The 13,098-nt window shown below is 71.4% G+C and carries 11 protein-coding genes and 1 pseudogene; 5 read left to right on the top strand and 7 right to left on the bottom strand.

Translation table 11 applies throughout. The features are described from left to right. Nucleotides 1-116: 116 nt before the first annotated feature. The 3 genes and pseudogenes from ACFZB3_RS32280 to ACFZB3_RS32270 all read right to left on the bottom strand — a co-directional run bounded on the left by ACFZB3_RS32280 (nt 117) and on the right by ACFZB3_RS32270 (nt 2,905). Nucleotides 117-1,943: a glycosyl hydrolase family 18 protein gene (locus tag ACFZB3_RS32280; RefSeq protein WP_391381618.1), complete on the bottom strand. Its 1,827-nt coding sequence runs from the start codon at nt 1,941-1,943 to the stop codon at nt 117-119. A 91-nt stretch (nt 1,944-2,034) separates the two neighbouring features. Further along, a pseudogene (locus tag ACFZB3_RS32275) lies at nt 2,035-2,250 on the bottom strand (response regulator transcription factor); the annotation flags it as partial. Nucleotides 2,251-2,332: 82 nt separating this feature from the next. Next, the gene (locus tag ACFZB3_RS32270) at nt 2,333-2,905 is read right to left on the bottom strand and encodes a cob(I)yrinic acid a,c-diamide adenosyltransferase (protein WP_391381615.1); all 573 of its coding nucleotides are present in this window, start codon (nt 2,903-2,905) and stop codon (nt 2,333-2,335) included. A 209-nt stretch (nt 2,906-3,114) separates the two neighbouring features. Between ACFZB3_RS32270 and ACFZB3_RS32265 the strand changes: the two genes are divergently transcribed. The 3 genes from ACFZB3_RS32265 (at nt 3,115) to ACFZB3_RS32255 (ending at nt 7,487) form a co-directional block, all read left to right on the top strand. Beyond that, nucleotides 3,115-3,963, top strand: coding sequence for a 3-hydroxybutyryl-CoA dehydrogenase (locus ACFZB3_RS32265; protein WP_391381613.1), 849 nt, complete (start codon nt 3,115-3,117; stop codon nt 3,961-3,963). Between the two features lie 185 nt (nt 3,964-4,148). Further along, nucleotides 4,149-4,472 (top strand): STAS domain-containing protein, encoded by a 324-nt coding sequence (locus tag ACFZB3_RS32260; RefSeq protein ID WP_030672301.1) that lies wholly within the window; start codon nt 4,149-4,151, stop codon nt 4,470-4,472. Between the two features lie 462 nt (nt 4,473-4,934). Continuing rightward, nucleotides 4,935-7,487: an ATP-binding protein gene (locus tag ACFZB3_RS32255; protein ID WP_391381610.1), complete on the top strand. Its 2,553-nt coding sequence runs from the start codon at nt 4,935-4,937 to the stop codon at nt 7,485-7,487. 312 nt (nt 7,488-7,799) lie between these two features. On the opposite strand, the gene nucS is transcribed toward ACFZB3_RS32255, so the two are convergent. Further along, nucleotides 7,800-8,471: an endonuclease NucS gene (gene nucS, locus ACFZB3_RS32250; protein WP_391381608.1), complete on the bottom strand. Its 672-nt coding sequence runs from the start codon at nt 8,469-8,471 to the stop codon at nt 7,800-7,802. A gap of 293 nt (nt 8,472-8,764) precedes the next feature. Between nucS and ACFZB3_RS32245 the strand changes: the two genes are divergently transcribed. After that, complete coding sequence (locus tag ACFZB3_RS32245) at nt 8,765-9,157, top strand: SCO5389 family protein (RefSeq protein WP_093499046.1); 393 nt, start codon at nt 8,765-8,767, stop codon at nt 9,155-9,157. Nucleotides 9,158-9,260: 103 nt separating this feature from the next. On the opposite strand, the gene ACFZB3_RS32240 is transcribed toward ACFZB3_RS32245, so the two are convergent. Then, nucleotides 9,261-10,289 carry an LLM class flavin-dependent oxidoreductase gene (locus ACFZB3_RS32240; protein ID WP_391381606.1) on the bottom strand — a complete coding sequence of 343 codons (1,029 nt, stop codon included), beginning with the start codon at nt 10,287-10,289 and terminating at the stop codon, nt 9,261-9,263. A 223-nt stretch (nt 10,290-10,512) separates the two neighbouring features. Here ACFZB3_RS32240 and ACFZB3_RS32235 point away from each other — a divergent pair, with 223 nt between their 5' ends. Then, nucleotides 10,513-10,854: an ATP/GTP-binding protein gene (locus ACFZB3_RS32235; RefSeq protein WP_391381604.1), complete on the top strand. Its 342-nt coding sequence runs from the start codon at nt 10,513-10,515 to the stop codon at nt 10,852-10,854. A gap of 21 nt (nt 10,855-10,875) precedes the next feature. Here ACFZB3_RS32235 and ACFZB3_RS32230 read toward each other — a convergent pair whose 3' ends face one another. Next, a complete protein-coding gene (locus ACFZB3_RS32230) occupies nt 10,876-11,760 on the bottom strand; it encodes an ABC transporter permease (RefSeq protein ID WP_391381602.1) in 885 nt (294 codons plus the stop codon). Beyond that, nucleotides 11,757-13,046 (bottom strand): ATP-binding cassette domain-containing protein, encoded by a 1,290-nt coding sequence (locus tag ACFZB3_RS32225; RefSeq protein WP_391381600.1) that lies wholly within the window; start codon nt 13,044-13,046, stop codon nt 11,757-11,759. The genes ACFZB3_RS32230 and ACFZB3_RS32225 overlap by 4 nt, the downstream gene beginning before the upstream one ends. Nucleotides 13,047-13,098 lie beyond the last annotated feature (52 nt).

Here is a 13,098-nt window from a genome sequence, read left to right as displayed (position 1 = left end):
GACGAAGTCTGGGGGAGGGTCAACGTCGCCTGACCGCGGGGGACCCCGGGAAACACCGCCGCGGACGGCCCGGAGGCCGCCCGCGACGGGGTGGGGGGTGGGAGCGGGACGAAGGGTCAGCTGAGCCCGGAGTTGATGGCGCTCACCAGCTCGCCGTCACTGGTGTCACCGCTGAACTCCCAGAAGAACGCGCCGCCGAGGCCCTGGGTCTTGGCCCAGCTCATCTTCCCGGCGATCGTCGACGGGGTGTCGTACGACCACCAGTTGCTGCCGCAGTGGGCGTACGCCGTGCCCGCGATGGTGCCGGTGACCGGGCAGGACGTCTTGAGGACCTTGTAGTCCTCGATGCCCGCTTCGTAGGTCCCGGTCGCCGCGCCCGTGGCGGTGCCGCCCGGTGCGTCCTGGGTGACGCCGGTCCAGCCTCTGCCGTAGAACCCGATGCCGATGAGCAGCTTGCTCGCCGGCACGCCCTGCGCCTTGAACTTGGCCATCGCGTCGGCGGTGTCGAAGCCGGCGGTCGGGATGCCCGAGTACGAGGTGAGCGGGGAGTGCGGGGCCGTCGGGCCGGTGGTGGCCCAGGCGCCGAAGAAGTCGTACGACATCACGTTGTACCAGTCGACGTACTGGGAGGCGCCCGCGTAGTCGGTGGCGTCGATCTTGCCGCCGGCGGAGCCGTCGGCCGTGGTGGCCGCGGTGACCAGGTTGCTGGAACCGAACTTGGCGCGCAGCGCCGACATCAGGTTCTTGAAGGCCGCCGAGCCGCTGGTGTCGCAGCTCAGACCGCAGGCGTTCGGGTACTCCCAGTCGATGTCGATGCCGTCGAAGACGTCGGCCCAGCGCGGGTCCTCGACCAGGTTGTAGCAGGAGTTCGCGAACGCGGTCGGGTTGGCCGCCGCCTGGGCGAAGCCGCCGGACCAGGTCCAGCCGCCGAAGGACCAGAGGATCTTGATGTTCGGGTACTTGGCCTTCAGCTCGCGCAGCTGGTTGAAGTTGCCCGCCAGCGGCTGGTCCCAGGTGTCGGCGACACCGCTGACCGACTGGTCGGCGGTGAACGTCTTCTGGTAGTCGGCGTAGGCGTCGCCGATCGCGCACTGACCGTTCGTCACGTTGCCGAAGGCGTAGTTGATGTGCGTGATCTTCGCCGCGGACCCGGACGTCACCAGGTTCTTCACCTGGTAGTTGCGGCCGTAGATGCCCCACTCGGTGAAGTAGCCGAGCTTGACCTTGGAGCCGGTGGTCGGGGGAGTGGTCGTACCGCCCGTGGTGTGGACGGAGACCGCGCCGCTGACCGGTCCGGTCTGGCTCGCGGTGTCGCGGGCCTGGACCGTGTACGAGTAGTCGGTGCCGGCCGTCAGGCCCGAGTCGGTGTACGAGGTGGTGGTCACCGTGGAGACCACCTTGCCGTCGCGCAGGACGTCGTAGTTCTTGATGCCCTTGTCGTCGGTGGCGGCGGACCAGTTCAGCGTCACCCCGGTGTTGGTGATGCCGGACGCGGTCGGGGTGCCGGGCGCGGAGGGTGCCGAGTCGCCCGGGGTGGTGGTGCCGCCGTCACAACTGGCGCCGTTGAGCAGACAGTTGCTCGGCGATCCCGAACCGGCGCCGTTGAATCCGAAGGAGACGGAGGCGCCGGGGGCGATGGAGCCGTTGTAGGACTTGTTCTTGGCGGTCCAGTGGGTGCCGGAGGAGGTGACGTCCGCGTCCCACGCGGAGGTGACCGAGGTTCCGGACGGGTAGTCCCACTCGACGGTCCACGAACTGATGGTGGTGGTACCGGTGTTCTTGACGGTCCACTGGCCGCCGAAGCCGGTACCCCAGTCCGAGGTCTTGGCATAGGTCGCGGTGGCGGACGTCGCGGCCTGCGCGGGGCTCGCGATGCCGACCAGACCGGCCAGGGGGAGCACCAGCGTCGCGAGCCCTGCCGCGACTCTGTGTCTGAAGCGCATGCTGCGCCTCCCTCTCGATCGGGGGTGACGTGGGCATGACTGAGCCTTCATGCCCATGGTGCCGCGAGAATAGAAAGGTCTGGACCACCGGTCAATAGGTCTGGACCACTCTTGTATACGGCTCCCCGATCCCCAACTCCCGCGACAGCACGGCGGCTTGCACCCGGCTGCACGGCTCCGGCCGGCCCGGCAACCGGCTGACGTGGGTCTTCACCGCCGCCTCGGCCATGTCGAGGCGGCCCGCGATCTCAGCGTTGGACATCCCCTCGCCGAGACACGACAACACCTCGCGCTCGCGCCGGATCAGCCGCCGGACGGGAGGGCCGCACCCTGACCGGACGCCGAGGGGAGGGGAAGGGCGGGGAAGGCAGGTGTGGGGGTGCCGGGGGTCAGCGTTCCCCGCCCGGCACCCACAGGACGTCCCCGACGTCCTTGTTGGCCGTCCGGGCCAGGATGAACAGCAGGTCCGACAGCCGGTTGAGGTAGGTCGCGGTCAGCGGGTTCATCACCTCGCCGTGCACCTCCAGCGCGGCCCACGTCGACCGCTCGGCCCGCCGTACGACCGTGCAGGCCTGGTGGAGCAGGGCGGCGCCCGGGGTGCCGCCCGGGAGGATGAAGGAACGCAGTTTCTCCAGGCGCTCGTTGAAGCGGTCGCAGTCCGCCTCCAGCTTGTCGACGTAGAACTGCTCGACCCGCAGGGGCGGGAATTCCGGGTTCTCCGCCACGGGTGTCGACAGGTCCGCGCCGACGTCGAAGAGGTCGTTCTGCACCCGGGTGAGCACCGCGACGACCTCCTCCGCCAGGCCGCCCAGCGCGATCGCCGTCCCGATCACCGCGTTCGCCTCGTTGGCGTCGGCGTACGCCGAGATCCGCAGATCTGTCTTGGCGACCCGGCTCATGTCCCCGAGAGCGGTGGTGCCCCGGTCGCCGGTCCTGGTGTAGATGCGCGTCAGATTGACCATGCAGCCAGCGTAGAGGTGTCCCTGGTGGCGGCGGACCGCGCCGGGCGTGGCGCGAAACGGACGGTGCCGCCGGGGCCGCCTGACGGGACGTGACGGTTGTCTCACGTCCTGAGACCGTGACACGCATTACTTACCGGGTTTCCCGGCCCCCGACGGGCGCTAGGGTCCCGCCCAAGAGGCATACCTCAACAGCGTGTAAGGGGAGCGGAGTGGCACGGAAGCTTGCCGTCATCGGGGCCGGCCTGATGGGGTCCGGCATCGCCCAGGTCGCCGCACAGGCCGGCTGGGACGTGGTCCTGCGTGACGTCACCGACGAGGCACTGGAACGTGCCGTGGGCGGGATCCAGGCCTCGTACGGCAAGTTCGTGAGCAAGGGGAAGCTGGAGGCGCACGACGCCGACGCCGCCCTGGCCCGCATCACCGCGACCACCGACCTGGACGCGGCCGCCGACGCGGACATTGTCGTCGAGGCGGTCTTCGAGAAGCTGGAGGTCAAGCACGAGATCTTCCGCGCCCTCGACAAGATCGTGCGCCCGGACGCCGTGCTCGCCTCCAACACCTCCGCGATCCCGATCACCAAGATCGCGGCCGCCACCGAGCACCCGGAACGGGTCGTCGGCGTCCACTTCTTCTCGCCGGTGCCGATGATGCAGCTCGTCGAGCTGGTCCGCGGCTACAAGACCAGCGACGAAACCCTCGCCACCGCGCGGGAGTTCGCCGAGTCCACCGGCAAGACCTGCATCGTCGTCAACCGCGACGTCGCCGGCTTCGTGACGACCCGGCTGATCTCGGCGCTCGTCGTCGAGGCCACCAAACTGTACGAGTCGGGCGTCGCCACCGCCGAGGACATCGACCTGGCCTGCAAGCTGGGCTTCGGTCACGCCATGGGCCCGCTGGCCACGGCCGACCTCACCGGCGTCGACATCCTGCTGCACGCCACCAGCAACATCTACACCGAGTCGCAGGACGAGAAGTTCGCCCCGCCGGAGCTGATGCGCCGGATGGTTGACGCCGGTGACATCGGGCGCAAGAGCGGGCAGGGCTTCTACACGTACTGAAACATCAGTACGTAGACCCTCTGACCGGCTGTCAGAACGCACAAACCCCGGAGGTTTCACCCTCTGGGGTGAATTCGGTATCGGTTCGCTTACAGATGGCAACCTCTGACCGGCGAACGCAGTCAGACGTTGCAATACCGGACAACACTTTCACGGAGTAGGACACGCACTCTCGGGGAGCGCATATGTACATCAGGGGCGACCACGCCGAGCTGGTCGTCGGGGGCCGCCTCGACGTCCGCAGCGCGGCGGACGCCCGTACGGTCCTGCACTCGGCCGTCGACGACGGAGTCGGCGATCTGGTGCTGGACCTGTCCGAGCTGGACTCCTGGGACGCCACCGGACTCGGGGTGATCATGGGGGCCCACCGGCGGGCCGGCCGCTGCGGCCGGCGCCTGGTGCTGCGCGGCGTACCGCCGCAGATGCAGCGCCTGCTGGTGGCCACCAGGCTGCACCGGATCCTGGCGATCGAGGGGGGCATCGGGGTGGAGTCGCTGCCCCGGGTGTGACACCGGGACCGGCGGCCGGCGGTGCCGCGGTGACCGGTGGCAGGCCGCGCCGTGGTGACCGGCGATCGGCAGTGCCGTGGAGGCGGGCGGTCGGCAGTGCCCGTGGTGACGGGCGGTCGGCAGTGCCCGTGGTGACCGGCTGTGCGGCAGCGTCGCGGTGACCGGCTGTGCGGCGGCGAACCCTCGGGACGCGGCGATCCGGTGTGAACCGGGCGACGGGGGTGACCCGGTCGGACAAGGCGCATGTGCACGTCAGACGCAATCCTCACGAGACCGTGATGTCTCGGACGGCGCGGTACCCCGGACTGTCGTAGATACTGTGCGAAGGTTTAAGGTTCGGTCGCCCGCCGCCCTTGCCACCCTTCGAGCGCGGGCCCGGACCAGAAGCGACAGCGCGGTGTGCAACAGGCCGGGAGGGGCCGGTATTCACGGCACACGACGCTTTTGGGGGGCTAGGAACCTATGGACCCGATCAACCCGGGACCCGAGGGGTACGGCCAGGACGGCGACGGCAGCACGCCGCGCCAGCGCCCGCCCAGGGAATCCCTCACCAACGACTTCGGCCAGAGCGCCCCGGCGACGGCCCGCACCACGCGGCTGGTCGCCGGCGACTTCCTGCTGACCGTCAATCCCGTCGACGGCAGCGAGATAGAACCCTGCCCGCCGACCGAACGTCCCACCGGACCGGAGAAGCGGACCGCCGCCGAGCGCGCCGAGTACGAGCGCGCCGTCCGGCCGCCCGTGCCGCCCGGCCCCGCCGGGCCCGAGCTGCCGCTCCTGGAACGCCAGGACGACCGCGAGCGGCTCGTCCGGCTCCTCGCCCGCGGCCGCTCGGTGCGCCTCACCGGGCCCTCGGGCTCCGGCCGCACCGCGCTCCTCGACCTGGTCGCCGACGACTGCTCCGACCTCGCCCCCGACGGCGTGGTCCGCCTCAACGGCTTCCACCGCACGCCCGAGGAACTGCTCCACGAGCTCTTCCACGCCGTCTACAAGGCACCCGCGTACCGCCCGGGCCACGACGAGCTCCTCGAACTGATCCGGGAGATCGGCGCGGTCGTCGTCCTCGACGACGTCGAGTTCGGCGGCAGCGGGCTCGACGAGCTGGTCGACGCCACCCCCGAGTGCGCCTTCCTGATCGGCGCCACCCCGGAGGTGCCGGCGCCCTCCGCGGACTCCGCCGTCGAGGAGGTCTTCCTCGACGGCCTGGACCGGGCCGGCGGCGTCGACATCCTGGAGCGCGCGGTCGGCCGCGTCCTCACCGAGGAGGAGGCCAACTGGGCCGGCGACCTCTGGTTCGAGTCCGAGGGCCTGCCGCTGCGGTTCGTCCAGGCGGGCGCGCTGCTGCGCCAGCGCGACCAGGTGCGGGCCAGCGCGGGCGCCGTGGACGAGTTCGGCGTCTTCGCGTCCGACCTGCCCGAACTGTCCGACATTGCCGCGCTCTCCGACCTTCCGGTCGAGGCGTCCTTCGACGCCGAGTCGACCGACGAGGTCCCGCTCCCGTCCCTCGGCGAGGCCGCCGCGCCCGCCCCGCTGCTCGCCTCCCGGCTCAGCGCCTCCGCCCGGGCCACCCTGCGCTTCGCGGTCGCCCTCGGCGGCGAGGTGCCGCACCAGGCGCATCTGCCGGCCCTCGTCGGCGACACCCACGCGGACGCCGCCCTCGGCGAACTGGCGGCCTGCGGACTGGTCTCCCCGGTCGGCTCTCGCTACCGGCTCGCCGCGGGCGTCCTGCAGCAGCTGGAGGCCGCCGGATACGCCGACGACGCGACCGCCCAGGCCCTCACCGCCGCCCAGCACTACGGCTGGTGGGCCGGGCACCCCTCGGTCACCCCGGAGCGGGTCTGCGCCGAGTCCGACGCGGTCCTCGCCGCCCTGACGGCGGTCGTCCCCGAGACGGTGCCCCCGGCGGAGGACGAGGAGAGCACGCCGGTACGACTGGCCCGTACGGCCGCGCCCGCGTTCGCGGCGGGGCTGCACTGGAGTGCCTGGGAGCGTGCCCTGCGGGCCGGGGCCGAGGCCTCCCGCCTCGCCGGTGAGGTCGGCGAGCAGGCCTACTTCCACCACGAGCTCGGCATATTCGCGCTCTGCGCCGACTGGCTGGACCGGGCACGGGCCGAGCTGGAGGCCTCGATCGGACTGCGCGGGGCGCTCTCCGACAAGCGCGGTACGACGGCCGGCCGACGGGCCCTCGCCCTGGTGGCCGACCTCTCGGGCGAGGTCATACCGGTCGTCGCCGCGATGGCGGGCGACGAGATTCCCGACGCCCGCCACGAGGAGTCCGTATCCCCGGCCGGCGGGGTCACCACGCCCTTCCCCGCGGTCCACTCGCCGGTCTCGGACACGCTGGTGACCCACAGGGTCCCGGGGCAGCCGACGCCGTCCCAGGGCGGCGGGGGCGGCCTGGTCCGCATGGCCCGCCGGAACCTGGTGGCGGTGGGCGCGGGCGTGCTCCTGACGGCCGTCCTGGGCACCGTGGTCACCCTCGGCATGACCTCCAACAACAACGCCGACGACCCGTCCAACAACGTGAGCGTCAACCCGTCGGCGAGCGAGGACACGAGCGACGGCGGCCTCGGCGCCGACCCCGGCCAGACCTCGGGCACGGGCGACACCGGCACGGCAACCGCCAAGCCCACCGACCCGGGCCCCGACGGCACCCTGGGCACCTCGGACGACCCGACCCCACCATCGGACACGGAGACGCCTTCGGCTTCGGCCTCGGGGACGAAGGGGTCCTCCGGGGGCGGGACGTCGAGCAAGCCGACGAAGCCGACGACGAGCAAGCCGGCGACGTCCCCGTCGTCCTCGGGAACTGCGTCGAGCACGCCGACTGGGGGGTCCTCGTCGTCCGGCACTCCGACGGGGGGCACTTCGTCCTCCGGCGCGCCTTCGGACTCCGCCTCGCCGTCCGGCGCGACGAATTCGGCCAGCGGCCCGGCATCCGACTCCCCGAGCGTCACGACATCGAGCGCGTCGGAGAGCGGCGGCACAGGAACGACGACCGGCACCCTGATCTGAGCACCCGGGGCGTGTCACGCGCCACGCGTGGCACGCCCCCGCCCACCCCGAACCCGCCGCGTCGGCGCGCAACCACGACGGCGCGTACCGGCGGTGCCGGGCCCGCCTCAGGCCGGTCCGGCAGCGCCGGTCGCCGTCGTGGGGGTGAGTGCCGTTGCGGCGGTACCGGGGTGGCCGGTGGGGCTTGTCGGGGGGGCGGGAGGAAGGGGCGTGGGCGGTTGGCTCCGGGCCGTCGGTCTGCCTTGTTTCGCGTCGGCGGACTTGTTTTCCGCCGTCGGCTTTCTTCCGGGCCGGCGGCTCGGGCCGTCTTGGTCAGAACAGGCGGAGTTTGTCGTCCTCGATGCCGCGCAGGGCGTCGTAGTCGAGGATCGTGCAGCCGATGCCGCGGTCGGTGGCGAGGACCTTGGCCTGGGGCTTGATCTCCTGGGCCGCGAAGATGCCCCGGACGGGGGCGAGATGGGGGTCGCGGTTGAGGAGTTCCAGGTAGCGGGTGAGCTGTTCGACGCCGTCGATCTCGCCGCGGCGCTTGATCTCGATGGCCACGGTCTGGCCCTCGGCGTCGCGGCAGAGGATGTCCACCGGGCCGATCGCCGTCATGTACTCGCGCCGGATGAGCGTGTAGCCGTCGCCGAGCGTCTCGATCCGGTCGGCCAGCAGCTCCTGCAGGTGCGCTTCCACGCCGTCCTTGATCAGGCCCGGGTCGACACCCAGCTCGTGCGAGGAGTCGTGCAGGACCTCCTCCATGGTGATGATGAGCTTCTCGCCCGCCTTGTTGACGACGGTCCAGACGCCGTCCTCGTCACCCGTCCCCTCCTTGAGGGTGCACGGCGGCGACATCCAGTTGAGGGGCTTGTAGGCCCGGTCGTCCGCGTGGATCGAGACACTGCCGTCCGCCTTGACCAGGATCAGACGGGGAGCGGAGGGAAGGTGGGCGGTGAGCCGGCCGGCGTAGTCGACGGAGCACCGGGCGATGACGAGACGCATGGTCGGCAACGCTACTCGACGCGCCGCCCTCCACGCGATTCGCCCGGCCCGCCCTCCCCGGGAGGGGCCCCCGCGACCGGTCCTGGAGAGTCGCCTGCACACGCCTGTTCAAACCTGGCCGATTGTGTGCCTAAAGGGACCGTCGCATATACGCAATCTCCTGGTGGGGGCACCGCCCGTTGCCTACCGTAGTAAACGGGAGGTCGCGGATTGTGTACTCAGCGTGTTCGGTATCGCGAACTCCCTTACCTGTCCGCCAACCCCTGCTGTTCGGGGGTGCGAGAGGAGTACCCATGTCGCTCGACGTCTCACCGGCCCTACTCGAACAGGCCGAGCGAGGCGAGGTCGACGAAGCAGATTTCGTCGACTGCGTCCGGACCTCCCTGCCTTACGCGTGGGAGATGATCAGCTCCCTGGTGGCCCAGCTGAAGGTGGACGGCGGAGAGTTCGCCGACAACCAGACGCCCCCGCCGGACGAGCAGGCACGCGGTCAGCTGTTGCGTGCGCTCGCGAGTGACGCCATACGCGGCGCCCTGCAGCGGCACTTCGGTGTGCGGCTGGCCTTCCAGAACTGCCACCGTGTGGCGGTGTTCCCGCTGGACGCCTCGGTCGACGAGACGCTGGCCCGCTTCACCTCTGTGCGCAACCAGCTGCTGAACCAGTCCCCGGAACTGCGGGACTGCTGACGCCGTGCTCCGCCACTGCTGACGCAGTGAGCCGCTTGCTTGCCGCTCCACACGCGGGAGGTGCATCAGTCACTGGGGCGGCAAGCTCCCCGCGGCGGTGAGGTCACCGGAGGTGCGGCAGTACCTCGGCACCCAGCCGTCGTACGTTCTCCTCGGTGGCCGCCAGATCCCCCGAGCCCTCGGTCAGCAGGGCGAAACGGGAGATGCCGGTCCGCTCGGAGGTCGCGGCCAGCCGGTCGGCGCAGAGCCGCGGGGTACCCACCGGGTGGAGTCCGCAGAGCAGTTCGGTGTACGCGAGCGGATCCCGCATCGAGCGGAACCGGCCGTCCACCGTCACGTGCGCCTCCAGGCCCTGTTTCAGCCAGCCCGGCATCGCCTTGGTCAGGGTCTCCGCGGCGTCGGTGCGGCTGTCCGCGATCTGGCAGACGCCGGCCGAGACATGGGCCGCCGCGGCGATCTCGTCGCCCGGCCGCCCGGCCGCCCGCGCGTGCTGCCGCCACAACGCGACCATCTCGGCCTTCTCCTCGTCGCCGACGTGCATCCCGAGCAGCATCGGCAGCCCCCGCTCGGCGGCCAGCCGGATGCTCGCCGCGGAGGTGCAGGCGACCACCACCTCCGGCCCCGGCTCCTCCGTCAGCGCCTCCGACGGGCGTGGTACGACGGGGACTTCACGGAACGAGTAGCGCGGCCCGGAGGCCGACACGGCCGGTTCGCGCAGCCACCGCATCAGCAGATCGAGTGATTCCGGGAAGCCCTGTTCGTACGCCTCCAGGCCGGATCCGAAGACCTCCAGATCCACCCAGGGCCCGCCCCGGCCCACGCCCAGTGTGAAGCGGCCGCCGCTCGTCATGTGCAGCAGCGCGGCCTGCTCGCCGAGGGCGACCGGGTGGACGGTGGGCAGCACGCTCACCGCCGTACCGACCCGCAGCCGCCGGGTACGGCCCAGCAGCAAGGCCGCGAGCGTGACCGCCGACGGGCAGGTGCCGTACGGCACGAAGTGGTGCTCGGCCAGCCAGACCGCGTCCAGACCGGACTCCTCGGCCACCTCCGCCGTGCGCACCGCCCGGTGCAGGGCTTCCCCCTGGCCCTGGCCCGGGAACTGGGCGGCCAGCACAAAACTACCTACGCGCATCGTTTCTTCCTGCTTTCCTGGCTCCGACCCGGAGCTCCCCCACCGGGCATAACCGTCTGACACGTGCCGAGGACACGGCCTGGCGGAGAGATTTGCGGATTGTCTGGAGAATGGGTCGCCCTGGAGGGGGACTTGTGCGGGTTCGTGCCCTACGCGTACCCCCGTGCGCGCGTCGTAGGCTGGACACAGCCCATGCTTCCTGTATAGCCCCGAGAGGTGTCCCGTGTCCCCGCGTCGCAACCGACCCAAGGGCCCGAACGGAGCGGCCTCGTCCGGCCGGAGCGCCGAGGACGACCGCGCGGACCGCTACGGCGGCTGGCAGTCCACCGAGAGCTGGCAGGGCGAGGAGTGGAGCGTCCGGCACGTGGCGGGCGCCAGCGCGGTCGGCAAGACCTACCGCTGCCCGGGCTGCGACCAGGTCATCGCCTCCGGCGTCCCGCACGTGGTGGCCTGGCCGGAGCACTCGGGCGTGGACGAGCGCCGGCACTGGCACAAGGCCTGCTGGAACGCGAAGGACCGCCGCACCACGCGGGTGCAGCGGTCCCGGAACGCGCCGAAGTTCTGAGCGCCGTACGGTCTGTGCGTCCTACACGTCCCGCTTCTCCAGGAGCACGTAGGCGCCCGCGAACGCGACGGCCGTCACACCCAGGATGATCCACAGCGGGTCCCAGCCCGAAGGGCCCGAGTCGCTGAGGGAGTTGGAGTAGAAGACGCTCAGCTGGTTCGGGATCGAGTACTCGAACAGGGCGTTGCGCACCTTCTCCAGCGACGAGGAGAACATGAACAGCGCGATCACCAGCGGGGCGAGCACCGCACCGATCATGATGGTGATGGCGCCCGCGGAGTGCCGGATGATCGAGCCGATGATCAGCGAGACCAGCCCGAGCAGCGCGATGTAGAGGCTGACGCCGACGGTGCCCTTCAGCCATTCCCCGCCGGTCGGCGTCCGCGCGATGTCGCTCAGCATCGACACCTGCGTCATGGCCACGAACGCGCTGGCCGCGAGGGTGATCACGAACGCGACGGTGAAGAAGACGATCGCCTTCGCGGCGAGCACGCGCGCGCGGGAGGGGCAGGCCACCATGGTCGTACGGATCATGCCCGTGCCGTACTCCGAGGCGGTCGTCAGCACGCCGAGCGTGATGATGCACATGCTGCCGAGCAGCAGCCCGAAGAAGCCGAGCGAGAGCGCGTTGCCGCCGGACAGGTCGTCGGACGAGGAGGCGGAGTCGCTGACCACGGCGCCGGCGAGGAGGCCGATGCCGATCACGAGGAGAACGAAGACGCCGAGCGTCCAGATCGTCGAACGCACCGACCTGATCTTCGTCCACTCGGAGGCGATCGCGTGCCCGAGGTTGGTGCGCACCACCGGGATCGGCGACACGTAGCCGGGGTACGGGCCGCCGGGCGCCGCCTGCCGGTCGGGCGCGGACGGGGCGGCCTGCGGCAGCGGAGGCTGGTGGGTGCTCATCGGGCGTCCTCGGGCTTGGTCAGGTCGGCGGGGGCGGGCGCGGGGGCAGGAGCGGCGGCGGGGGCCGGCTGTGCCGGTGCGGCCGCGGGCGCCGGGGCGGGAGCGGGCGCCGGAGCTGCCGGCGTCGGCTGGGCATAGGGGTTCGGAGCGGCCTGAGGCGGCCCGTAGGGGCCCTGCGGGGCGCCGTACCCGCTCCCGGGCGTCCCGGGCGCGGCGGGCGCCCCCGGCGCTCCGTACGGCCCCGCGAACGGCCGGCCGCCCTGCTGGGGCGGCGGCGGGGCGTACCAGCCCGGCTGGCCCTGCCCGGGCACCGGCATCGGCGGCTGGGCGCCCGGCGGCAGGGGCTGCTGGAGGCCGGCCCTCTGGTCGATCGAGGACCGGTAGTCGACGGCGCCCTGAGTCATCCGCATGTACGCCTCCTCCAGCGAGGCCTGGTGCGGGGACAGCTCCCACAGCCGTACGTCCGCCTCGTGCGCGAGGTCGCTGATCCGGGGGAGCGGCAGCCCGGTCACCCGGAGCGCGCCGTCCTGCTCCGGCAGGACATGGCCGCCGGCCTCGGTCAGCGCCGAGCTGAGCTTCTCGCGCAGCTGCGGCTCGGTGTCCGGGGTGCGCACCCGCGCGAAGTCGGCGGAGTTGGCCGAAATGAAGTCGGTCACGCTCATGTCGGCGAGCAGCTGGCCCCGGCCGATGACGATGAGGTGGTCGGCGGTCAGCGCCATCTCGCTCATCAGGTGGGAGGAGACGAAGACCGTCCGGCCCTCGGCGGCGAGCGACTTCATCAGGTTGCGCACCCAGAGGATGCCCTCGGGGTCGAGGCCGTTGACCGGCTCGTCGAAGAGCAGCACCTGGGGGTCGCCGAGGAGCGCGGCGGCGATGCCGAGGCGCTGGCCCATGCCGAGCGAGAAGCCCTTGGAGCGCTTTCCGGCCACGTCCTGGAGGCCCACCACGCCGAGCACCTCGTCGACCCGGCGGGCCGGGATGGCGGACAGCTGGGCCAGCGAGAGCAGGTGGTTGCGGGCGGACCGGCCGCCGTGCACCGCCTTGGCGTCGAGCAGCGCGCCGACCTGGCGGGCGGCGTTCGGGAGCTTGCGGTAGGGGAAGCCGCCAATGGTCACCGAACCGGCGGTCGGGTTGTCCAGTCCCAGGATCATCCGCATGGTCGTCGACTTGCCCGAGCCGTTCGGCCCGAGGAAGCCGGTGACGGCTCCGGGTCGTACCTGGAAGGAAAGGTTGTACACGGCGGTCTTGTCGCCGTAGCGCTTGGTCAGGCCGACAGCCTCGATCATGCTCCGCACCCATCGAAAGGATCAGGACAGCGGGGCAGACGCCCCCCGTAAG

This window comes from Streptomyces sp. NPDC008092 (assembly GCF_042957285.1).
In the GTDB taxonomy this organism is placed as follows: domain Bacteria; phylum Actinomycetota; class Actinomycetes; order Streptomycetales; family Streptomycetaceae; genus Streptomyces.
This window is presented reverse-complemented; position numbering and strand designations above follow the sequence as displayed.

What these genes read in the sequence shown, in the direction of transcription:
- ACFZB3_RS32280 (WP_391381618.1), bottom strand. Translation starts at nt 1,943, where the DNA reads ATGCGCTTCAGACACAGAGTCGCGGCAGGGCTCGCGACGCTGGTGCTC.
- ACFZB3_RS32270 (WP_391381615.1), bottom strand. Translation starts at nt 2,905, where the DNA reads ATGGTCAATCTGACGCGCATCTACACCAGGACCGGCGACCGGGGCACC.
- ACFZB3_RS32260 (WP_030672301.1), top strand. Translation starts at nt 4,149, where the DNA reads ATGTACATCAGGGGCGACCACGCCGAGCTGGTCGTCGGGGGCCGCCTC.
- ACFZB3_RS32255 (WP_391381610.1), top strand. Translation starts at nt 4,935, where the DNA reads ATGGACCCGATCAACCCGGGACCCGAGGGGTACGGCCAGGACGGCGAC.
- nucS (WP_391381608.1), bottom strand. Translation starts at nt 8,471, where the DNA reads ATGCGTCTCGTCATCGCCCGGTGCTCCGTCGACTACGCCGGCCGGCTC.
- ACFZB3_RS32245 (WP_093499046.1), top strand. Translation starts at nt 8,765, where the DNA reads ATGTCGCTCGACGTCTCACCGGCCCTACTCGAACAGGCCGAGCGAGGC.
- ACFZB3_RS32240 (WP_391381606.1), bottom strand. Translation starts at nt 10,289, where the DNA reads ATGCGCGTAGGTAGTTTTGTGCTGGCCGCCCAGTTCCCGGGCCAGGGC.
- ACFZB3_RS32230 (WP_391381602.1), bottom strand. Translation starts at nt 11,760, where the DNA reads ATGAGCACCCACCAGCCTCCGCTGCCGCAGGCCGCCCCGTCCGCGCCC.
- ACFZB3_RS32225 (WP_391381600.1), bottom strand. Translation starts at nt 13,046, where the DNA reads ATGATCGAGGCTGTCGGCCTGACCAAGCGCTACGGCGACAAGACCGCC.